This is a genomic window from Microbacterium sp. TNHR37B (assembly GCF_001620065.1).
Classification (GTDB): domain Bacteria; phylum Actinomycetota; class Actinomycetes; order Actinomycetales; family Microbacteriaceae; genus Microbacterium.
In genome coordinates this window covers 869,973-889,504 of sequence record NZ_LQGV01000001.1, presented here as the reverse complement: position 1 = coordinate 889,504, position 19,532 = coordinate 869,973, and the positions used below count along the sequence as shown (strand labels likewise).

General features: G+C 68.0%; 22 protein-coding genes. 14 read left to right on the top strand and 8 right to left on the bottom strand.

What is annotated here, in order from left to right; all coding sequences use genetic code 11:
• Positions 1-75 precede the first annotated feature (75 nt).
• Positions 76-2,160, top strand: coding sequence for a peptidoglycan DD-metalloendopeptidase family protein (locus tag AVP41_RS16985; protein ID WP_067161244.1), 2,085 nt, complete (start codon positions 76-78; stop codon positions 2,158-2,160).
• A gap of 111 nt (positions 2,161-2,271) precedes the next feature.
• On the opposite strand, the gene fbaA is transcribed toward AVP41_RS16985, so the two are convergent.
• Positions 2,272-3,300, bottom strand: a complete 1,029-nt coding sequence (gene fbaA, locus AVP41_RS04365; protein ID WP_067161236.1) for a class II fructose-bisphosphate aldolase — start codon at positions 3,298-3,300, stop codon at positions 2,272-2,274.
• Between the two features lie 194 nt (positions 3,301-3,494).
• Between fbaA and glpX the strand changes: the two genes are divergently transcribed.
• Positions 3,495-4,484: a class II fructose-bisphosphatase gene (gene glpX / locus AVP41_RS04360; RefSeq protein ID WP_067161233.1), complete on the top strand. Its 990-nt coding sequence runs from the start codon at positions 3,495-3,497 to the stop codon at positions 4,482-4,484.
• Between the two features lie 125 nt (positions 4,485-4,609).
• On the top strand, positions 4,610-4,801 hold the full coding sequence (locus tag AVP41_RS04355; protein WP_067161230.1) for a UDP-N-acetylmuramyl pentapeptide phosphotransferase: 192 nt from the start codon (positions 4,610-4,612) through the stop codon (positions 4,799-4,801).
• Here AVP41_RS04355 and AVP41_RS04350 read toward each other — a convergent pair.
• Positions 4,776-6,101, bottom strand: a complete 1,326-nt coding sequence (locus AVP41_RS04350; protein ID WP_067161222.1) for a DNA recombination protein RmuC — start codon at positions 6,099-6,101, stop codon at positions 4,776-4,778. The genes AVP41_RS04355 and AVP41_RS04350 overlap by 26 nt on opposite strands.
• Before the next feature lie 36 nt (positions 6,102-6,137).
• Positions 6,138-6,749, bottom strand: a complete 612-nt coding sequence (locus AVP41_RS04345; protein ID WP_067161220.1) for an exonuclease domain-containing protein — start codon at positions 6,747-6,749, stop codon at positions 6,138-6,140.
• Positions 6,750-6,857: 108 nt separating this feature from the next.
• Here AVP41_RS04345 and AVP41_RS04340 point away from each other — a divergent pair, with 108 nt between their 5' ends.
• The 5 genes from AVP41_RS04340 to AVP41_RS04320 all read left to right on the top strand — a co-directional run bounded on the left by AVP41_RS04340 (position 6,858) and on the right by AVP41_RS04320 (position 12,349).
• On the top strand, positions 6,858-7,646 hold the full coding sequence (locus AVP41_RS04340) for a class I SAM-dependent methyltransferase (protein WP_067161218.1): 789 nt from the start codon (positions 6,858-6,860) through the stop codon (positions 7,644-7,646).
• An 11-nt stretch (positions 7,647-7,657) separates the two neighbouring features.
• A complete protein-coding gene (gene ychF, locus AVP41_RS04335; RefSeq protein ID WP_067161214.1) occupies positions 7,658-8,731 on the top strand; it encodes a redox-regulated ATPase YchF in 1,074 nt (357 codons plus the stop codon).
• Positions 8,732-8,855: 124 nt separating this feature from the next.
• Positions 8,856-10,024, top strand: a protein-coding gene (locus AVP41_RS04325; RefSeq protein WP_157532381.1) for an IS3 family transposase whose coding sequence is annotated in 2 segments (ribosomal slippage) — positions 8,856-9,140 and positions 9,143-10,024 — 1,167 coding nt in all. Because the reading frame shifts where the segments join, the coding sequence is not laid out codon by codon here.
• A gap of 335 nt (positions 10,025-10,359) precedes the next feature.
• On the top strand, positions 10,360-11,268 hold the full coding sequence (locus tag AVP41_RS16290; RefSeq protein WP_231902658.1) for an Abi family protein: 909 nt from the start codon (positions 10,360-10,362) through the stop codon (positions 11,266-11,268).
• A gap of 166 nt (positions 11,269-11,434) precedes the next feature.
• Positions 11,435-12,349, top strand: coding sequence for a restriction endonuclease (locus AVP41_RS04320; protein WP_067161206.1), 915 nt, complete (start codon positions 11,435-11,437; stop codon positions 12,347-12,349).
• 174 nt (positions 12,350-12,523) lie between these two features.
• Here the strand turns inward: AVP41_RS04320 and AVP41_RS04315 are convergent, their stop codons facing one another.
• Complete coding sequence (locus AVP41_RS04315; RefSeq protein WP_067161203.1) at positions 12,524-12,958, bottom strand: hypothetical protein; 435 nt, start codon at positions 12,956-12,958, stop codon at positions 12,524-12,526.
• A 142-nt stretch (positions 12,959-13,100) separates the two neighbouring features.
• Here AVP41_RS04315 and AVP41_RS04310 point away from each other — a divergent pair, with 142 nt between their 5' ends.
• Together AVP41_RS04310 and AVP41_RS04305 are read left to right on the top strand one after the other, a co-directional pair.
• Complete coding sequence (locus tag AVP41_RS04310) at positions 13,101-13,637, top strand: pyridoxine/pyridoxamine 5'-phosphate oxidase (protein ID WP_067162779.1); 537 nt, start codon at positions 13,101-13,103, stop codon at positions 13,635-13,637.
• Positions 13,638-13,709: 72 nt separating this feature from the next.
• On the top strand, positions 13,710-14,252 hold the full coding sequence (locus AVP41_RS04305) for a GNAT family N-acetyltransferase (RefSeq protein ID WP_067161201.1): 543 nt from the start codon (positions 13,710-13,712) through the stop codon (positions 14,250-14,252).
• Positions 14,253-14,264: 12 nt separating this feature from the next.
• Here AVP41_RS04305 and AVP41_RS04300 read toward each other — a convergent pair whose 3' ends face one another.
• Positions 14,265-14,579, bottom strand: coding sequence for a hypothetical protein (locus tag AVP41_RS04300; RefSeq protein ID WP_067161199.1), 315 nt, complete (start codon positions 14,577-14,579; stop codon positions 14,265-14,267).
• Positions 14,580-14,675: 96 nt separating this feature from the next.
• On the opposite strand from AVP41_RS04300, the gene AVP41_RS04295 reads away from it, so the two are divergent.
• The 4 genes from AVP41_RS04295 to AVP41_RS04280 all read left to right on the top strand — a co-directional run bounded on the left by AVP41_RS04295 (position 14,676) and on the right by AVP41_RS04280 (position 17,079).
• The gene (locus tag AVP41_RS04295) at positions 14,676-15,293 is read left to right on the top strand and encodes a TetR/AcrR family transcriptional regulator (RefSeq protein ID WP_067161197.1); all 618 of its coding nucleotides are present in this window, start codon (positions 14,676-14,678) and stop codon (positions 15,291-15,293) included.
• A gap of 59 nt (positions 15,294-15,352) precedes the next feature.
• Positions 15,353-15,577 (top strand): hypothetical protein, encoded by a 225-nt coding sequence (locus AVP41_RS04290; RefSeq protein WP_157532380.1) that lies wholly within the window; start codon positions 15,353-15,355, stop codon positions 15,575-15,577.
• Between the two features lie 63 nt (positions 15,578-15,640).
• Positions 15,641-15,904 carry a hypothetical protein gene (locus tag AVP41_RS04285; RefSeq protein WP_067161193.1) on the top strand — a complete coding sequence of 88 codons (264 nt, stop codon included), beginning with the start codon at positions 15,641-15,643 and terminating at the stop codon, positions 15,902-15,904.
• On the top strand, positions 15,901-17,079 hold the full coding sequence (locus AVP41_RS04280) for an alcohol dehydrogenase catalytic domain-containing protein (RefSeq protein WP_067161185.1): 1,179 nt from the start codon (positions 15,901-15,903) through the stop codon (positions 17,077-17,079). The genes AVP41_RS04285 and AVP41_RS04280 overlap by 4 nt, the downstream gene beginning before the upstream one ends.
• A 68-nt stretch (positions 17,080-17,147) precedes the next feature.
• On the opposite strand, the gene AVP41_RS16285 is transcribed toward AVP41_RS04280, so the two are convergent.
• From AVP41_RS16285 to AVP41_RS04265, 3 genes are all read right to left on the bottom strand, one after another.
• Complete coding sequence (locus AVP41_RS16285) at positions 17,148-18,119, bottom strand: nicotinamide-nucleotide amidohydrolase family protein (protein WP_197464245.1); 972 nt, start codon at positions 18,117-18,119, stop codon at positions 17,148-17,150.
• The gene (locus AVP41_RS04270; RefSeq protein ID WP_067162775.1) at positions 18,116-18,466 is read right to left on the bottom strand and encodes a DUF7882 family protein; all 351 of its coding nucleotides are present in this window, start codon (positions 18,464-18,466) and stop codon (positions 18,116-18,118) included. The genes AVP41_RS16285 and AVP41_RS04270 overlap by 4 nt, the downstream gene beginning before the upstream one ends.
• A 117-nt stretch (positions 18,467-18,583) precedes the next feature.
• Entirely contained in the window at positions 18,584-19,525 is a 942-nt protein-coding gene (locus tag AVP41_RS04265; RefSeq protein WP_067161182.1) for an AraC family transcriptional regulator, read from the bottom strand.
• Positions 19,526-19,532 lie beyond the last annotated feature (7 nt).

The following is a 19,532-nucleotide window of genomic DNA, read 5'->3' as shown; positions in this document are numbered from 1 at the left end:
CACCAGCCCCACGGGTCTGGTACGGTGACGCTGCGCTCAGGCGTGCGCCCCGAGACCCCCCGAAGGGAGCGAGCAATGCCCCGTGCCCTCCGTCGTGGTGCCCTGACGGTCTCGCTGGCGCTGATCACCGCCTCGAGCCTGGCGCTCGGTCTCGTGCCCGCGCAGGCCCTTCCCGCGGTCGCCGCGACCACCGTCGCATCGGAGAACGTCGCGACCGCCGCTACGCCCACCCCTCGGCCCTCATCGACCTCCTCGCCATCGCCGTCACCCACGCCGACTCCCTCTCCGACCCCGAAGCCGTTCTCCACGATCGGTGAACCGGCGGTCTCGGGCACGGCGACGGTGGGCCGCACCCTTCGCGTCGCGCCGGGGACCTGGAAGCCCACGCCCAGCGTCTTCTCCTATCAGTGGCTGCGATCCGGCAAGGCGATCTCGGGGGCGACAGCGTCGACCTACACGCTGACGGCCGCCGACGCGGATGCGACCGTCTCCGCGAAGGTCGTCGCCACGCGAGACGGCTATATCACGGCGTCGGCCACCAGCGACGGCAAGAAGGTCGGACGCGCATTCACGGCAGCCCCGGCGCCCGCGATCACCGGGACGGTCGCCGTCGGCAAGAAGCTCACGGCGAGCCCGGGCGCATGGGCGCCGGCACCCGTCACTCTCTCGTACCGCTGGTATCGAGGGTCGAGCGCCATCTCCGGAGCCGATGGCAAGACGTACACCCTCGTCGCGGCGGACGCCGGGAAAGAGGTCTCGGTGCGGGTCACCGCCACCAAGAGCGGCTACACGACTGTGACCAAGGCCTCCGGCGCCGTGAGCGTGCCGAAGGTTCTGACGGTGCCGTCGACCGTCAGCCTCAGCGGAACGCCGACGGTCGGTTCCGTGCTCACGGCCAAGCCCGGCACGTGGGGGCCGTCGCCGGTCACCTTCCGCTATGAGTGGTTCCGCGGGGGCAAGTCGATCAGTGGTGCCACCAAGAAGACGTACACACTCGTGTCGGCGGACGCGGGTCACGAGATCTCCGTGCGGATCACGGGCTCCAAGACCGGGTACACCACCGTCACCCGCACGAGCGGCGCCGTCGACGCCAAGTGGGGCTTCACCGCCTCACCCTCTCCGAAGGTCACCGGCACCGTCGCCGCGGGTCGGCAACTCCGTGCGGATGTCGGATCGTGGAAGCCGGCACCGAGCTTCAGTTATCAGTGGCGTGTCGACGGTTCCGATGTCGCCGGCGCGACGTCCTCCACCTGGACCGTTCCCGAATGGGCGGCCGGTCGACTGGTGACCGTCGAGGTGACGGCGAAGAAGAGCGGCTACCTCACCGTGACGCGTCAGTCCGCCAAACGGTCCGCATCGTGGTCGCTCGGCGACGTGCTGCGGCCGGGAACCGCGATGCGCACGGGCACCTACCTCGCTTCCCCCAACGGCACCTATCGTCTCACCGTCCAGGGAGACGGGAACGTGGTCCTCACCAAGAACGGCACACCGCTTCGCTCCACGAAGACGACGGGGACGATCGACCCGATTCTCGTCCTGCGCGAGGACGGGCTGCTGGCGGTCTACTCGTCGTCGGACCGGCCGGCGTGGCAGTCGGGCACCACCGGGTACGCCGTGAGTGCACTGACTCTCGACAACAGCGGGAACCTGCGTCTGGTCGAGGTCGACGGCCTGTGGACGTGGGACCAGAAGAAGCTCCCCGTCTATTCCGACGCGACCGCCGCCACCGGCAGCACTCCGGGCCGGTACGGCTGGGCCTATCCGATCCGTCCCTCCGCCACCATGACGACCTATTCGGGGCACAGTGGAGACGACTTCCCCGAGCCGACCGGCACCCCCGTCTACGCGATGCGTGGGGGCAAGGCGAAGGTCGAGGAAGTGTGGATCACCTCGGGCTGTCCCTCCTGGGCTCCCAACAACACGCGCCAGAAGCAGGTACGCATCACCTCGGTCATCGACGGGACCGAGTTCGAGCTGAACTACGCGCACCTGAGCAAGTTCTCGGTCAAGAACGGCCAGACCGTCAAGGCGGGGCAGAAGATCGGGGAGGTGGGCTCCACGGGCTGCTCCACCGGCCCGCACCTGCACCTCGGGGTCAAGGTCGATGGCGTGGCGAAGATCCTCTACCCGCGTGATCTGCTGGGCACCGCCTCGTACTGAGCCGCGGCGCGGCAGGATCAGGCGGCCCCGTGACGGGGATTGCCTCGCCGGGGCCGAGACGACGATGCCGTGGTCACCCCGAGGGGTGCCACGGCATCGGCGTGACAGAGATCAGGACGTGGACTTGCCGTACGATCCGAGCTGCTGGGTCGCCTCGACGACACGGGCGGCCATCGCGGACTCGGCGATCTTGCCCCAGGCCCGCGGGTCGTAGGCCTTCTTGTTGCCCACTTCGCCATCGACCTTGAGGACGCCGTCGTAGTTCTGGAACATGAAGCCGGCGACCGAGCGGGTGAAGGCGTACTGGGTGTCGGTGTCGATGTTCATCTTCACCACGCCGTTGGCCACCGCGAGGGCGATCTCTTCGTCCGTCGAACCGCTGCCGCCGTGGAACACGAGGTCGAGGGGCTTCGGGCCGGTGCCGAACTTCTCCGCGATGCCCGCCTGGATCTCACCGAGGAGCTCGGGGCGCAGCTTGACGTTGCCGGGCTTGTAGACGCCGTGGACGTTGCCGAAGGTCAGCGCGGCGATCCACCGGCCCTGGTCGCCCAGTCCGAGCGCCTCGACCGCCTTGGCCACATCGGCGGTGGTCGTGTACAGCGCCTCGTTGGAGCCTTCGTGCTTGACCCCGTCCTCTTCGCCACCGACGACACCGATCTCGACCTCGAGGATGGCGTTGATCGCCTTGATCCGGGGGAGCAGCTCCTTCGCGATCTCGATGTTCTCGTCGAGCGGCACGGCCGAACCGTCCCACATGTGCGACTGGAAGATCGGCTGGCCTCCGTCGGCGACGACCTTCTCCGACTCGGCGATCAGCGGCAGGACGAAGTCATCGAGCGCGGGCTTCGGGCAGTGGTCGGTGTGGAGGGCGACGGTGATCGGGTAGCTCTTGGCGACCTCGTGCACGTAGGCGGCGAAGGCGAGCGCTCCCGTCGCGCGGGCTTTGACGGTGTGGCCGGCGAAGTAGTCCGCGCCCCCGGTCGTGACCTGCAGGATGCCGTCGGAACCCGCCTCGGTGAGTCCCTGCAGCACGGCATTGACGGACTGCGAGCTGGCGGCATTGATCGCGGGGTAGGCGAATCCGCCCGCCTTCGCGCGATCCAGCATCTCGGCGTACTGCTCAGGGGTGGCGACGGGCATGACGACTCCTCGGTCATATGTGCGGCGGTGATTCCTCGGTCACTCTAGCGAAGCACACTCCGCGCCGACGCGCGGGCCGCCAGGAAAAGCCGTCGTTGCGCGACGTCTTCACCGCTGTCAAGAAACGCGATTCCTTCGCCTCGGCACGCTGGAAAAACGCGGAGCGGAGCCTCTTCGCCGCGTAGTCTGAGCGCATGGTGAGCCTGACCGCGGACATGAGTCCGCTGCATCCCGACCGCAACCTCGCACTCGAACTGGTGCGCGCGACCGAGGCGGCGGCCATCCGTTCGGTGCCGTTCATCGGCCGTGGTCAGAAGGAGCTCGCCGACGGTGCCGCGGTCGATGCCATGCGCGCCTTCCTGTCGACCGTCAACTTCGACGGCGTGATCGTCATCGGCGAAGGGGAGAAGGACAACGCCCCGATGCTCTTCAACGGAGAGCACGTCGGCACCGGGCGCGGCCCGCAGTGCGACATCGCCGTCGACCCCATCGACGGGACGACGCTGACCGCGGAAGGGCGCAACAACGCGCTGTCGGTCCTCGCCGTCGCTGACCGTGGTGCGATGCTCGATGCCTCATCGGTCTTCTACATGGACAAGATCGTCACCGGCCCCGCGGGCGTCGGGGTGGTCGACATCCGTCTCCCCGTTGCCGAGAACGTCCACCGGTTGGCCAAGGCGCTGGGTAAGCCCGTCGACGAGATGGTCGTCTCGGTGCTCAACCGGCCCCGACATGCCCGCCTGATCGAGGAGATCCGGGCCTCCGGTGCCGGCACCCGGCTGATGAGCGACGGCGATGTCGCGGGCGGGATCAACGCGGCCCGTCACAACGCCCGGACCGATATGTGCGTCGGCATCGGCGGCAGCCCCGAGGGGATCGTGACGGCGTGCGCCATCAAGGCCCTGGGGGGACACATCCAGGGTCGGTTGTGGCCCCGCGACGACGAGGAGAAGCAGCGCGGCATCGACGCGGGGCTCAAGCTCGACGATCACGTGTACGAGGCCGATGAGATGGTGACGGGGAAGAACACGATCTTCGTGGCGACCGGCGTCACCAACGGCGAGCTCGTGGCCGGCGTGCGACGTGAGGGTGACTACGTCTACACCGAGTCGGTCGTGCTCCGCGGCGCGTCGGGAACACTGCGACGCATCTCGTCGGAGCACCTCACCTCGAAGTGGCTGTGACCTGATCGAGACGGATGCGCCACGCGGGACACCATCGGGATGGAGGCTGTTCACAGCCCCCTCTGGCAGAATGGTGAGCGGTGTCATCGGCGACACGTCGCCCTCCACATGATTTGGGAGTCCTGATGTCCGCAGCAATGAACAGTCCGAAGACCGGTCAGATCGCGGTACCCATCGACCCCGCCCGCCGCCCCGACGTGCTGCTGCGTCGCCGGATGCCCGAAGACCACCAGGTGAGCGCGTGGTGGATGATCGGCGCCTTCGTCGCGGTGTCTGCCGCCGTGATCGGCCTCATGAACTTCTTCCCGGGCGGCTGACCCCGTCCAAGCGGACACGCAGTTCACCCACGTCGGCGCTGGTCGTCTCCGTGACGGTTTGCTCGGCGCTGGTCGTCGCAGGTTCGATGAACTCGGGCGCCGTGAGCCGCCTCGGAGAGCTCTCGATCGCGGTCGGAGTAGCCGTTGCGTCGAGCTTGGTCGCATCGATGCCGGGAAACCGCCGTGCGCTGACGAGCACCCGGGACTCGAGGGCACCGGTGAGCTTGTTGTAGCTATCGACGGTCCGTTCGATCGCGCGCCGCAGATCGTCGGTGTGTCGGACGAGGCCGCCGAGGCGCTGATAGAGCTCGTTCCCCAGGTCGAAGAGCCGGCGTGCCTCATCGGACACGTCTTGCTGAGTCCAGGTGTAGGCGACGGTCTTGAGCACGGCCCAGAGGTTGACCGGCGACGCCAGCACGACGCGGCGAGTGAACGCGTAGTCCAGCAGCGACGGATCCTCGTCGAGGGCCGCTGCGAGGAGCGACTCGCTCGGAATGAAGCAGACGACGAACTCCGGGCTCGACGACAGCCCGGACCAGTAGCTCTTCTTCGCGAGCGCGTCGACGTGGGCGCGGACGGCCTTCACATGCCGATCCAAGAGGGCCTTGCGGCGCGTGCCTTCGGCGCCGGTCGCCGTGACCGGAATATCGTTCGCCTCCAGATAGGCGTCGAGAGGCACCTTCGCGTCGACGGCGAGCGCCTTGTCGCCGGGAAGGCGCACGACGAGGTCGGGCCGCCCGGCGCCCGCATCGGAGGTCACCGAGGCCTGGGTCTCGAAGTCGACGTACCGCGTGAGGCCGGCCGACTCGACGATCCGCCGGAGCTGGGTCTCGCCCCACACGCCGCGTGCCGACGTCGATCGCAGGGCACCCGACAGGGACTCGGTGGTGGCCCGCAACCGCTCTCCTTGCTCGTGGGCCCGCCGGAGCTGTTCGGCGAGCGAGCCGTACTGCTGTTGCCTCTCGCGTTCCAGGTGATCGACCTTCTGCTGCATCGCCTGCAGGGCGTCGTTCACGGGGGCGAGTGCGCGCAACACATGCTGCTCCCGACGTTCCCGCTCGTCGCGCATCGCCTGGTCTGACCGTGCCTGCGCCGCGAGCTCCCGCGTCACCTCGCGCTGTTGATCGAGCTGTGTCGCCAGCGCGGCACGTTCCGCCTCGGCTGCGGCCAGTCGGGCCGCTGTGGTGGTGCGTTCCACCGCAGCCCGCGCCGTGGCGCGTGCGGCTCCACCGAACCAGCCTGCCGCGACCCCCACGAGCACGCACGCGAGGCAGGTGACGAGCAGGGGCATGTCGTTCATGGAGCCATCCTCCTCGGAGGTCCCGACATCGCCGCGTCAGGCGACGGCGGGCACGTCGGAGAGAGCGGTTGCCCTCTCCGGAACCGGCACCTGCGGAACGCGCAGGCCGAGGAGCATGGCGAGCTCGACAGCGTCTCCCGCGCCCGCTCGGGCGGCGGCGTCGATGACGATGTGCGCGCAGGCGATCGCGTCGGCCAAAGCGTCGTGGTGAGGGAAGTCGAGGTAGCCGGCGGCTGCGGCGGCCAGCGGAAGACGGTACGACTCCAGGTCGTAGGTCTTCCGCGCGACCTGCAGGCTGCACAGGTAGCGATACGCGGGATGCACATCTCCGGTGGCTTCACAGGCCCGGCGCAGCACCGTCATGTCGAATCCGGCGTTGTGGGCGACCAGAACGTCGTCGCCGAGGAAGGCGCACAGGTCCGGGAGTTGAGAGGTCCAGTCCTTCGCGTCGATGACGTCGTCGGCCCGAATGCCGTGAATGCGCGTGTTGATCTCGAAGAATCGATCGTGGCCCGCCGGCGGGCGGATGAGCCATCCCGCCGTGGCCACCACGCGGCCGTTCCGCACACGGGCGAGCCCCACCGAGCAGGCCGACGCGCTGGAGGAGTTCGCCGTCTCGAAGTCGATCGCGGTGAAGTCCAGGGGCACCTCCCCAGACTCACCCCGCGCCCGGTTCGCGTGAGGAAGGCGCGCCGGGAACGCTTGCGGTGGACGCGCCCTCGACCGCGTCGCGCGACGCGAGCGTAGGGTCGGGACATGCGCGATGCCCAGGATCTCTCCCGGTCTTTCGGCCGCGCCGCCGACGTCTACGAGGCGGGTCGCCCGGACTATCCGGTCGAGGCGGTGTCGTGGATGCTCGCACCCGTCGGGGGTGCCGCGCCGGTCCGCGTCGCTGACGTCGGAGCGGGAACGGGCAAGCTCACCCGGGTGCTTCGGAGCCTCGGCGCGGACGTCGTGGCGGTCGACCCAGATCCGGAGATGCTGGCCGCGCTCAGAACCGCCGTCCCGGGCGTGCCGACGCTCGTGGGGAGTGCGGAGGCTTTGCCGTTGCCGAGAGCGGGGGAGAGTGTCGGCGCGCTCGATGCGGTCGTGCTCGGGCAGGCGTGGCACTGGGTCGACCCCGGCGCCGCGTCCATCGAGGTGGCCCGGGTCCTCCGGCCCGGTGGCGTCCTGGGGCTCGTGTGGAACCTGCGGGATGAGCGTGTGCCGTGGGTCGCCCGGCTGACCGCGATCATGAAGGGCAGCCACGCCGAGGAGCTCTTGGCTCGCGGCGGTCCGGAGGTGAGGCCGCCGTTCGCGGGTCTCGAAGAGCAGCGGTGGTCGTGGGAGCGCCCGATGACGCAGGCGGGGCTGACCGCAATGGTGCGCTCGCGCAGCTACGTGATCACGGCCGGGGCGGCCGAACGCTCGCGCATCGAGGCCGAGATCGCGGAGCTGTTCGACGAGATCGGTGCGGTCGGCGACGCGGAGGTGCGGCTGCCGTACGTGACGCGAGCCTTCCGTGCCCGCACGCCCGGGCGCGGAGAGGGCGGGGAGCCCACGTAGACTGACATCCCGTGGCTCTTACCATCGGAATCGTCGGTCTCCCCAACGTCGGCAAGTCGACGCTCTTCAACGCCCTCACCAAGAACCAGGTGCTGGCGGCGAACTATCCGTTCGCCACGATCGAACCCAACATCGGCGTCGTGAACCTTCCCGATCCGCGCCTGGAGACCCTCGCGGGCATCTTCGGCTCCGAGCGGATCCTTCCCGCGGCGGTCTCGTTCGTCGACATCGCGGGCATCGTCCGTGGCGCGAGCGAAGGTGAGGGTCTCGGCAACAAGTTCCTCGCCAACATCCGGGAGGCCGACGCGATCGCTCAGGTCGTCCGCGGTTTCGCGGACGGCGATGTCGTGCACGTCGACGGCAAGGTGGACCCCGCCTCCGACATGGAGACGATCAACGCCGAGCTGCAGTTGGCCGACCTCGAGACGCTGGAGCGGGCTATCGCGCGGTACGAGAAGGAGGTCCGCGGGAAGAAGCTCGACCCCGCCGTCCTCTCCACCGCGCAGGAAGCGCTGGAGGTGCTGCAGCGGGGTGAGCTCCTCTCGGCGTCGTCCCTCGATCTCGCGCCCATCAAGGAGCTCGGCCTTCTGACGGCCAAGCCCTTCATCTTCGTCTTCAATGTCGACGAGTCGGTGCTCACCGACGATGCCCGACGCGCGGAGCTCGCGGCGCTCGTCGCCCCCGCCTCCGCCGTCTTCCTCGACGCGAAGATCGAGTCGGAGCTCATCGACCTCGATCCCGAGGACGCAGCCGAGCTGCTCGCCTCGACAGGTCAGGACGAGTCGGGGCTCGACCAGCTCGCGCGCATCGGCTTCGACACGCTGGGACTGCAGACCTACCTGACGGCAGGCCCCAAGGAGGCCCGGGCCTGGACGATCGGCAAGGGCTGGAAGGCGCCGCAGGCGGCCGGGGTGATCCACACCGACTTCGAGAAGGGCTTCATCAAGGCGGAGGTGATCTCCTTCGACGACCTCGTCGCTGCCGGGTCCGTCGCGGCCGCACGGGCGGCGGGCAAGGCGCGCCTGGAGGGCAAGGACTACGTCATGCAGGACGGCGACGTGGTGGAGTTTAGATTTAATAACTAGATCGTTGATTTCTCGCGCTTTTCGGGGCATCACTAACACAGAGTTTGGGTGATTGGGGACTGCTGCGCGAGTAGGTGACATCTGATCTGGCTTGCCCGAGGGGTGGGCCTGGAAGGATGTTGCTGTGCCCAAGCCCTACCCGAGTGAGTTCCGTGATGACGTCGTGCGCGTCGCGCGGAACCGTGAGCCCGGAGTGACGATCGAGCAGATCGCGAAAGACTTCGGTGTTCACCCGATGACGCTGCAGAAGTGGCTCCACCGCGCGAAGGTCGACGATGGGACTGCGCCGGGCCCGTCCCGGGCGGAGTCCGCGGAGAACCGTGAGCTGCGGCAGCGGGTCCGGCTACTCGAGCAAGAGAACGAGGTCCTCCGGCGGGCGGCAGCGTATCTGTCACAGGCGAACCTGCCGGGAAAAGGCTCTACCCGCTCGTGAAGGAGCTCGCCGGCTCGGGGATTCCCGTGACGGTGACGTGCCGGGTGCTCAAGCTCTCTCGCCAGCCCTACTACCGGTGGCTGGCGGCCCCCATCACGCAAAGCGAGGTGGTGGAGGCGTACCGCGCGAACGCGCTGTTCGACGCTCACAAGGATGACCCGGAGTTCGGACACCGGCTGCTCGCGGACGAGGCCCGTGATGCGGGTGAGGCGATGGCGGATCGGACGGCGTGGCGGATCGCTGCAGCCAATGGCTGGTGGTCCAGCTTCGGGAAGAAGCGGGGCCGCGGGAGCGGGAAGAGGCCCGGACCGCCCGTCCACGACGATCTCGTCGGCCGCGACTTCACCGCGGCCGAGCCGAACCAGCTCTGGCTGACCGACATCACGGAGCACCGAACCGGCGAAGGAAAGCTCTACCTCTGCGCGGTCCAGGATGTCTTCTCGAACAAGATCGTCGGGTACTCCATCGACTCCCGGATGAAGTCGACCCTGGCCGTCAGGGCCCTGGAGAACGCCGCCCAGATGCGCGGCGACGTCGCCAGCTGCGTGGTTCACAGCGACAGAGGCAGTCAATTCCGAAGCCGCAAGTTCCTCCGCACCCTCGCCCGCCACCGCATGGTCGGATCCATGGGCCGGGTCGGCGCCGCAGGCGACAACGCCGCCATGGAGTCATTCTTCGCACTACTCCAGAAGAACGTCCTCAACCGCCGATCCTGGGCCACTCACGATGAGCTCCGCATCGCCATCGTGACCTGGATCGAGCGGACCTACCACCGACGCCGCCGCCAACTTCGCCCCGGACGTTTGACGCCCGTGGAGTTCGAGGTCATCATGAACACGCCAGCCGCACCGGCCGCGTGACAAACCCACCGTCACCTATCCGTGCAGCAGTCCCCTTCACGAGCTGGGCGAGCTTGCACTCCAAGAAGTCGACTCCGTGTCCGTACAGCGACTGCACGACCGCATCCTTGTCCAGGAGCAGAACGCGATACAGGCAGACACTGCTCTGGCGATTGCCGAGCAGCGACTCGACGGGCTGCGGGCGTGCTCTGCTGAGTGACTACCAGGCCAGAGCGCCTCGCTCGTCCGACTTCTTGCACAAGCACCTGGATCTGACGTACACTTGAACCACTACGACCGGTTCCGCCTACCTCGGTAGGTCCAGGGCCGGTCTTCATTTTTCTCAGGTGGTGTTCGTGGACGAAGACGTCAAGGAGCACAAGACCTATGAACAGCAGGTCGCCCTCCTCGCGAGTCGTGGCATGGACATGGGTGATGATGAAGCCGCCGCCGCGACTCTTCGCAGGGTGAACTACTACCGTTTGAGCGGCTACTGGTATCCCTTTCGAAAACTCACTTCGAGCGGCCGCGAAGACTCTTTCTACCCTGGTAGCCGATTTGCGGATGTCATCGCGCTGTACGACTTCGACGCGAGGCTCAGGGCTGCGACGTTCGCTGCTCTGACGCCGGTCGAACTTGCTATACGTGCCCTGCTCGGCCACGAGCTCGGTCGAATCGATCCCTGTGCTCATCTGGATCCTTCTATGCTGGGCCCTACGGCAAGACGGGGTGACCAGTATCCGCGCTGGGTTGAGCGTTACGAGAAAGAACTGAACGACTCGCGTGAGGACTTCGTTGACCACCACCACAAGAAATACGGTGGACGCTTGCCGGTCTGGGCTGCGACGGAGATCCTTGATTGGGGGAGCCTCACATACCTCTATGGTTTCGCACCCAGAAATGTTCAGGACGTGGTTGCCGATGCTTGTGGACTCAGCGCGCCGCAGCTGACGAGCTGGCTCAAGGCGCTCAATCTTGTGCGTAACACCTGTGCACATCACGGAAGGCTTTTCAACCGAGTGCACACCATCGCCCCGAAGCTTCCGAGAGTTGGCCGTCACCCCGACCTTGATTCTGTGGCGACCGATTGGAGCCGCACGTTCGGGCAACTGACGCTCATCCGTTTTCTCTCGGACAGACTCGAGGTAGGGCAAAGTAGGCTACTGCCCGCTGTGGTCAAGAGTTTCCCGACAGTGCAAATCGTTCCGATCTCTCATATGGGCGTTCCCGAGGGGTGGCAGACGGCGAGCCCGCTTTGGGCTTGAAGCTTGGAGTCATGACGAAGACTCCCGTGAGCAGTGGGAAGAATCCGCTGACGAGCGCATCGATGTTGCGCATGCAGTCCTCAGCGGGACAACCCGAGCTGGTCGCCCCTCCCGGTCGCCTCACCGCTTCAGATGGCCGACGAGCCAACCTGGGATAATCAAGAGCATGTCCGAAGACTCATCTCTCGTGCCGATCTGGCCAGTTCTGGTGGTACCCACACTGCGGGTACTTTCCGACGGCAGGAACTATCAGCGGCGGGAGATCTTCGATGCTGTCGCTGAGCGCGCTGGCATCAGCGACGATGCCCGTGCCGAGACGCTCAAGTCCGGCGGGACCCGATACGAGCAGCGCATGGGCTGGGTGCTGAGCCATCTGGGGAAGGCGCAGTGGGTGGATAAGCCAGAGCGAGGCCGTTACGTCATCAACGACGCCGGCAGGAAGGCTCTGGCGGACTACCCGAACGGATTCGACTACGCGCTCGCTCGAGAGGTGTTCGCGCCGTTCTGGCCCGAGAAGACCAAGGCGTCGTCACCGAGCGCAGCGCCGGAGCCCTCAGACGAGATCTCCGATCCCATCGAGGTCATCGAAGACGCTGTGGCTCGTATCGAAGCCAGCGTCGGTGAAGATTTGCTCGACCGGCTCCGCAACAGTCACCCCGATTTCTTCGAACAGGCCGTCGTGGATCTGCTCCTGAAGATGGGCTACGGGGGAGCGGCCCAGCGTGGCAAACGCATCGGGGGTAGCAACGATGAAGGAATCGACGGTCTGATCGATCAAGATGCCCTCGGTCTCGACCAAGTCTACATTCAGGCGAAGCGATACAAAGAGGGCAACAACGTCGGGCGGGAGCCTATTCAGGCTTTCGTTGGGGCGCTCCATGGGTTCGGGGCCTCTCGGGGAGTTTTCCTCACCACGAGTGCGTTCACGTCTGGTGCCATCGACTACGCCCAGAAGGTTCAGTCGCGCATCATTCTGATCGACGGATCGAAGCTTGTCGACCTGATGATCGCCTACCGCGTCGGTGTGCAAGAGAAGCAGCGATTCAGCGCTGTCGAGGTCGATGAGGACTACTTCGAGTAGTGCCCACCTTCAGGCAAGGGGCTGTCCTCGGCAGCAGTTCGTGCCATGACGATGCTTTGTGACCGAATTCTTGCGAGTGGCGGCACTCATGACCGTCAGAGAATACACTTCCCTGTGTCGGAACTCGGTGGAGTTCCGCTTCAACGTGTGATCCTTTCCGCGCTTGATGAGTACTCACGCGGCGCGCGGATAGTCGATCGTCAGCAGGTTGTCGTCGCGGACATCGCGAAGAACGTCTTCGGTGAGTTCGCCGATCCGGATGCCACGCGCATGGGTTGGCGCAATGACGTCATCCTCAGGGCTCCATGCGCGCATGACTGCGATGCGCGAGACATGTGGCACGTGGGCGGGCAGGTCGCGAAGCCACGTGAGCCACGCCTCGGCGCTGATCTCGCCGTCCACGGGAGGATCGTTGCGACGCCCGACGAGGGTGTCACAGTCGCACATCCGCCGGATGAGCGTGAAGACAGTGGACGAGTTGCGCACTCGGCTGGAGGAGATGCGTATCTCGGACGGTGTCGGCTCGACGCCGAGCACGTCGGTGGTGAACCGAGTGAACTCGGGTGTGAATGCGGCCGCGTTGATCACCCACAGGTTGGTAGCGCACATGCTTTCCATCTTGCCGCGTTCGAACGGCGAGGCAGATGCCTATCCATAACGTAACCCGGTGGAGTTCCGCGTCAACGTCTAGATGGCGCCGGCACCGCATGCCGCCACCGGCCGCGCCCCGGACCGATCGACGGAGGAGAGCATGACCGACGACACTCGAGCGTTGTTGCGTTCGCTTCCGTCGCTGGCCGGCACCGCCCCGTCGTGGGACGCGGACCGCCTCCCGGACGACCCGGTGAGTCTGTTCCTGGACTGGCTAGACGGAGCGCGTCGCGCCGGGGTTCCCGAGCCGCACGCGATGACACTGTCGACGGTGGACGAGAGCGGCGTCCCCGACGCGCGGGTGCTCGTATTGAAAGACGTCGACGACCGCGGATGGGCGTTCGCGAGCACGCGGCGCAGCGCCAAGGGGCGCCAGCTCGAAGCCGCGCCGCAGGCGGCGCTGACCTTCTGGTGGCAGCCCCTCGTCCGGTCGATCCGCGTGCGGGGTCGCGTCGGCGAAGCGTCGGGCGAGGAGAGTCTCGCCGACCTCCATGCGCGCAGCGCCGCCGCGCAGCACGGCATCGATCCCGACGACTGGACCCTGTGGCGCGTGGTGCCCACACGCGTGGAGTTCTGGCAGGGCTCGGCAGACCTACGTCATCTCCGCATCGTCTACACGCGAGAGGGCGGCACCTGAGTCGTGGAGCCCTGAGCGCCTTCAGCGGGCGCGGATTGGTGTGGCGCCCCACGTCGCACTAGGGTCCCTCGAGTGCACCACGACATCGCGCTCTCCGACGACATCCGCCTCCGCTCACTTGCCCTGGCCGATGCCGCCGCGCTTGCGGAGGCATACCGGCGGAACCGGGCTCACCTCGAACCCACGTCACCGATACGCGACGAGACGTTCTTCAGCGAGGAGGGGCAGCGGACGGAGATCGAGCGGGCGCTCGCGGATGAGAAGGCCGGCGGAGGAGTGCCGTTGGCGCTCCTCGACGAAGACCTGATCATCGGTCGGGTGACCCTGTCGGGCATCGCTCGCGGCGCGTTCCAGAGCGCGAACCTCGGCTACTGGATCGATGCCGAGTATGCCGGCCGGGGGCTGATGACCGCGGCCGTGCAGGCGACGGTCGCGCTGGCCGGCACCGCCATCGGTCTCCACCGGATCCAGGCCAGCACGCTCGTCGACAACGGTGCGTCGCAGGCGGTGTTGCATCGCTGCGGGTTCGAACGGATCGGGATGGCTCCGGAGTATCTGCGCATCGCCGGCCGCTGGCAGGATCACCTGCTGTTCCAGCGGATCCTCAGCAGCTGAACCGGCGGGTCCTCAGCGCGCTGAGCGGCGGCCTCGCCGGCGTGCGAGCGCGCCGTGGGCCCGGAGGAGCTGCGGCATGGCGAGGTACACCGCGATCGGAACGACGATGGCGGTCAACACGAGTGCGCGGAGGACGATCGGCCAGTCCTCCGTGAGGGGGCTGATCGCCGTCATCCCGAGCGTGACGAGGGGGAAGATCGCGAGCCACGTGAGGAACGCGCGGACGTGGATGCTCGGCATCGGCGGGGGAGTCGGCATAGCGGTGGGCAGCGTGACCTCTTCGGCGGACGGAGCGAGAGGACGGGATGCGGGTGTCGGTGTGGTCATGACGACTCCAACTAACTGGTTGGTTTGAGTATTCCGAGCATAGAGCTCGCGTGAGGGGTTAGCAACTGAATAGTTGGAAGACGATACACTCCGGTCATGGCACGCGATACGGCACGCACGCGCCAGCTGCTCCTGGAGGCAGCGACGGCGGAGTTCAGCGAACACGGGTTGTCCGGTGCGCGCGTGGATCGCATCGCCGAGCGCGCGACGGTGAACAAGGAGCGCATCTACCAATACTTCGGAAGCAAGGACGGGCTGTTCGACGCGGTGGTCGCGCACGAGCTCGGCCGAGCCACCGCCGACGTCCCGATCCACGGATCGGGGCCCGAGGCGATCGGCGATTACGCGGCGCGCCTGCTCGACCACGTGTCCGCCCATCCGGAGCTCCCGCGCCTCATGGCGTGGGAGGGGCTCGTCCGGGGTGTCGAGGTCGCCGCACTCGAGCGTCGCCAGGCGCACTGCCTCGACAAGGTGACCGCCGTGCAGGCCGCCCTCCCGGATGTCTCCAGAGAGGCGGCCGGGGGACTGCTCCTCTCGATCGTCACGCTGACCGACGGCTGGCACGTCTTCCCACAGTTGGCCAAACTCTTCGTCGGCGAGGGGGAAGCCGCCGCCCGCGCTCGGCGTGAGCATGTGCGGGCGCTCGCGACCCATCTCGCCACGGAGATCCAGGAGGCGTCGAGGCCTGTCAGCGGCGACGGGCGGGCGCGATGAATCGCCGGGAGGGGGAAGGTCTGAGCCGATGGTCCGGCCGCACCCTTGCCATCGTGTGGATGGCAGCCGCCGCCCTCGTTCTCGTCGCCACCGTGCTCTGGGCCCCGCTGGTGCAGGCGACCGCGTGCCCTGCCGGCACCGCCGACGACTCCTGCACCTCCTTCTGGTTCGCGCTGTCCGCCTTGCCCGCGATGCCGGCGTTGTGGCTCGCGGTGATCGTCGTGACGGCCCTTGGCGCCGCAGCGCTCACGTGGGGAGTCCGGCGTGCGGGGAGGAGCGCCTAGCGGGGCGGGCGAGGCGACGCAACCCCCTTCGTCCGTGGATCCCGCGCCCTGAACGTGGGGGGCATGACCACCGCAGCCGACTTCACCGACCGCTTCCCGCACGATGACCAGGCCGAGGTCACGGAAGAGATCCCGCAGGAGGACCTCCCCCCATCCACGGCTCAGCCGGAGTCGCAGGGGACAGACCCTTTGATCGCCGACATCGGCGAGGACGGGGAGGGCGACCTCAGCCCCGACGACCTCGCCGAACCCGCCGACCCGGCCGGCGGACCCCGCGATCTGCGGACCGAGCTTCCAGCCGCCTCCGAGTCGGGGGGTCAGGCATGAGGGCCCTCACCTGGCAAGGGCGTCGGCACGTCGAGGTGCGGGAGGTCCCGGATCCGCACATCATCGAGCCGACCGATGCGATCATCCGGGTCACGTCCACGGCGATCTGCGGCTCGGACCTCCACCTGTACGAGGTGTTCGGCCCGTTCCTCGACCGGGGCGACGTGCTCGGTCACGAGACCATGGGGGTCGTGGAGGAGGTGGGCTCGGCGGTGCAGTCGCTCGCCCCGGGCCAGCGGGTCGTGATCCCCTTCACGATCGCGTGCGGACAGTGCTTCATGTGCGCGCGTGGCCTCCAGTCCCAATGCGAGACCACTCAGGTGCGCGAGTACGAGTCCGGGGCGGCGCTCTACGGATACACCAAGCTCTATGGACAGGTGCCGGGTGGCCAGGCCGAACGACTGAGGGTTCCCCTCGCCGATGCCAACGCCATCCCCGTCGGCGACGACCTTCCCGACGACCGGTACCTGTTCCTCAGCGACATCCTGCCGACGGCATGGCAGGCCGTGCAGTACGCCCACGTCCCCGAAGCCGGCACGCTCGCGGTGGTCGGGCTGGGGCCGGTCGGACAGTTCGCCTCCCGCATCGGCCGATACCTGGGATACGACGTCGTCGGGATCGATCTGGTCCCCGAGCGTCGGGCGATGGCCGAGCGTCACGGCGTGCGCGCCATCGACGTCGACGACGCGGTCGAGGTCGTCCGCAGCGCCACGGGGGGTCGCGGGGCGGATGCCGTGATCGACGCGGTCGGGATGGAAGCACACGGCAATCCGGTGGTCAGCGCGGCGCATCACCTGCTCGGTGCGCTCCCCGACGCCGTCGCGCAGCCGCTCCTGCAGACCGCCGGGCTCGATCGGACGGCGGCTCTGCTCAGCGGCGTCGACATGGTGCGGCGCGGCGGAACGCTCTCGATCAGCGGCGTGTACGCGGGGGAGGCCGACCCGCTGCCGATGAAGACGCTCTTCGACAAGCAGGTCACCCTACGGATGGGGCAGTGCAATGTCCGGCGTTGGACGGACGTGCTGATGCCGCTCGTCGAGGCGCCGGACGATCCGCTCGGAACCGAGGATCTGGTCACCCATCGACCACCGCTGGGGCGAGCCGCCGAACACTACGAGCTCTTCCAGAAGAAGGAAGACGGCTGCATCAAGGTCGTGCTCGACGCGCAGTCGTGATCGACGACTCCGGGCCGGAGGCGCGGCGGGGCGTCCCCTCCCCGCCGCCCGGGAGGCGAGTCGCCCGCTCAGTCGCGGAGCGTCTTGCGGAGGAACACCTGCGCGGTGCCGTCGCCCTGGTCGACGCGCTCGCTCTCCCGGTAGCCGCAGTCGCGGTAGAGCCGGAGGTTGCCTTCGCTGAGACTCCCGGTGAACAGTTCCGCCACCCGCGCGGTGCTGTGCGACTCCGCGGCCTCGAGAAGCCGGCGACCGAGACCCTGACCCTGCTGGTCGGGCGCGATCGCGATCCGCCCGATGAGGAGCGAGTCGTCGTGCTCGCGCGTGCGGATCACGCCCACGAGACGCCCGTGACGCCGGGCGACCCAGCCGTCCGCGTCGGCGAGCTCTGCCTCGACCTGCTCGAGGGTCTGCGTCAGCGGCGGCGTCTCGGCCGAGCCGTACAGCTGCGCTTCGCTGACGAAGGCCGCTCGCTGAACGGTGAGGACTTCGCCGGCGTCGTCGGGACGCAGGGGCTCGATCCGCACACCGTCGTCGTCTGCGGTCACGGTGGCGGAGGGATCCGGTTCGCCCCGCTCCCACAGGGCGAGGAGTGCCGCGCGCACGGTGGCTTCCAGGATCTCCTCGGGTGATCCGTCGAACTGGTGCGCCTGCGTGGTGACTCCCGCGCGGGTTGCCACCCCGATGTGGACCTCGCCCGGTGGGTGTCCGTCGGACGGATCCGGCCCTCCGACTCCCGTCGCCGACACGCAGGCGTCGGCGGCGAGCGCCCTCAGGCCCGCTTGGGCCAGCTGGCGGGCACACGAGGGGGAGCAGGGGTCGGTGCCCGGCTCGAGCCACAGGAGGTCGTGCTTCGTCTGCATCTCATACGCGACGATGGAGCCTCGGAACCACGCGGACGCGCCCTCACCGCGGCCGAGGGCAGTCGCGATCGCTCCGCTTGTCAGCGACTCCACGGCGCCGACGTGCGTTCCGGTCTCCTCGCACCTGCCGGCGATGGCAGCAAGGAGATCGTCGATGTCTGCCGGGGGCGTGTCGGTCACGGGGAAACCTCCTGGGGGCTGGGGTCGCTCGTCTCCGTCTCCCCATCCTCGTCGACGGGTTCGGGGACCAGCCACAGGCCGGCCGGTGAGTGCGCGGCTAGAGCGAGCGCCTGGATCCAGCGGGCGTTCAGCGGCCCGCCCCGGCGCTCGTCGAACGTATAGGCGAGCCCGACGTCGGGGGTGACCCACACGGCCAGGCGACCGCCGCCGTCCTCCGGGGGGTGCGTCCAGGTGAACATGAACGGTTCGTGGCGACGGAGTTTGTCCCCGATGACCCATTGCAGGTGACGGAGGGTGCGGTCGTCGGTGACGAGGCGATGATGTCCGTCGTAGACCAGTCTGCTCACCGGAACCAGCATGCGTCGCGCCGGGACACCGGCGGTCGCCGTGCCCCCTGGACGAAGAGCGGAGCCGCAAAACGAAAGCGTCGAGCGACGGGTGACCGAACGGCTCCCGCGACGTGATCATCGGCGGTTCCGGCGCGTGGCATGCGGGCTTTCGCCGAACGCGGCGCGGTAGTGCGCCGCGAAGCGGGACGGGTGGAGGAACCCCCAGCGACGAGCGATCTCGGCGACGCTCATCGTCTCGTCCCGGCGCAGTTCCTCCCGCACGGCGACGAGTCGTGCGTGCCGGAGTGCCTGCATGGGCGTGATATCGAGAGCGCGACGGAACGCGTACTGCAGTCCGCGCGTGGACATCCCGGCCGCCCGCGCGATGTCGTCGAGTCCGATCGGCTGGTCGGCGTTCGCCTCGATGAAACTGAGTGCGCGTCGGACGCTCGTCGGGGCCGCCCGCCGTTGTGAGGTGCGGTCGGTGTCGTCGAGGAAGGTCGGGGAGAAGGCCAGGAGAGTCGCTTGCGCGGCGAGGCGCCGGAGCTCGACCGCTGCGAGCGCGCTCGGCTCCTCCGGGTCGCCCAGGACCGACGCGGCGACATACCGATAGGTGCGCTCCCAGTGTCGCGCCGCGGCGTCGGAGATCGGACGACTGTCCCAGCGATGCGGACGCGGATGCTCCCGCCCGGTGAGCGCGTGGGCGGCCCGTTCGATCTCCGAACGGTCGAACACGAGAGCGTGGACCCGACCGCGTCCGTCCCACCGCGCGCTGATGGGGCGTCCGTCGGTTCCCCACGGCAGCTCACCGTTCAGCGCACCGTCCTCATCCCAGGCGCCACCGCCCGCGACGGTCAGCCGGCAGATCATGATCTGGTCCTCGGGTGCCGCGTGCGAGCGCACGGGAGCGTCGAGATCGTAGGCGACCACGGACGCCCCTTGCCATGTGGCCGACGACCACGAGAACCGGTACTGCTGGTGCTCGGCGCGTCGGAGATGGGCCGAGGGCACCACGGCCCGCCACGTCTGTTCGACCGCTTCCGCTCCCGTGGTGTGGATACGAACCCTCTCGATCATCGTCGCG

What these genes read in the sequence shown, in the direction of transcription:
- AVP41_RS16985 (WP_067161244.1), top strand. Translation starts at nt 76, where the DNA reads ATGCCCCGTGCCCTCCGTCGTGGTGCCCTGACGGTCTCGCTGGCGCTG.
- fbaA (WP_067161236.1), bottom strand. Translation starts at nt 3,300, where the DNA reads ATGCCCGTCGCCACCCCTGAGCAGTACGCCGAGATGCTGGATCGCGCG.
- glpX (WP_067161233.1), top strand. Translation starts at nt 3,495, where the DNA reads ATGGTGAGCCTGACCGCGGACATGAGTCCGCTGCATCCCGACCGCAAC.
- AVP41_RS04355 (WP_067161230.1), top strand. Translation starts at nt 4,610, where the DNA reads ATGTCCGCAGCAATGAACAGTCCGAAGACCGGTCAGATCGCGGTACCC.
- AVP41_RS04350 (WP_067161222.1), bottom strand. Translation starts at nt 6,101, where the DNA reads ATGAACGACATGCCCCTGCTCGTCACCTGCCTCGCGTGCGTGCTCGTG.
- AVP41_RS04340 (WP_067161218.1), top strand. Translation starts at nt 6,858, where the DNA reads ATGCGCGATGCCCAGGATCTCTCCCGGTCTTTCGGCCGCGCCGCCGAC.
- AVP41_RS04320 (WP_067161206.1), top strand. Translation starts at nt 11,435, where the DNA reads ATGTCCGAAGACTCATCTCTCGTGCCGATCTGGCCAGTTCTGGTGGTA.
- AVP41_RS04315 (WP_067161203.1), bottom strand. Translation starts at nt 12,958, where the DNA reads ATGTGCGCTACCAACCTGTGGGTGATCAACGCGGCCGCATTCACACCC.
- AVP41_RS04310 (WP_067162779.1), top strand. Translation starts at nt 13,101, where the DNA reads ATGACCGACGACACTCGAGCGTTGTTGCGTTCGCTTCCGTCGCTGGCC.
- AVP41_RS04300 (WP_067161199.1), bottom strand. Translation starts at nt 14,579, where the DNA reads ATGACCACACCGACACCCGCATCCCGTCCTCTCGCTCCGTCCGCCGAA.
- AVP41_RS04295 (WP_067161197.1), top strand. Translation starts at nt 14,676, where the DNA reads ATGGCACGCGATACGGCACGCACGCGCCAGCTGCTCCTGGAGGCAGCG.
- AVP41_RS04290 (WP_157532380.1), top strand. Translation starts at nt 15,353, where the DNA reads ATGGCAGCCGCCGCCCTCGTTCTCGTCGCCACCGTGCTCTGGGCCCCG.
- AVP41_RS04285 (WP_067161193.1), top strand. Translation starts at nt 15,641, where the DNA reads ATGACCACCGCAGCCGACTTCACCGACCGCTTCCCGCACGATGACCAG.
- AVP41_RS04280 (WP_067161185.1), top strand. Translation starts at nt 15,901, where the DNA reads ATGAGGGCCCTCACCTGGCAAGGGCGTCGGCACGTCGAGGTGCGGGAG.
- AVP41_RS04265 (WP_067161182.1), bottom strand. Translation starts at nt 19,525, where the DNA reads ATGATCGAGAGGGTTCGTATCCACACCACGGGAGCGGAAGCGGTCGAA.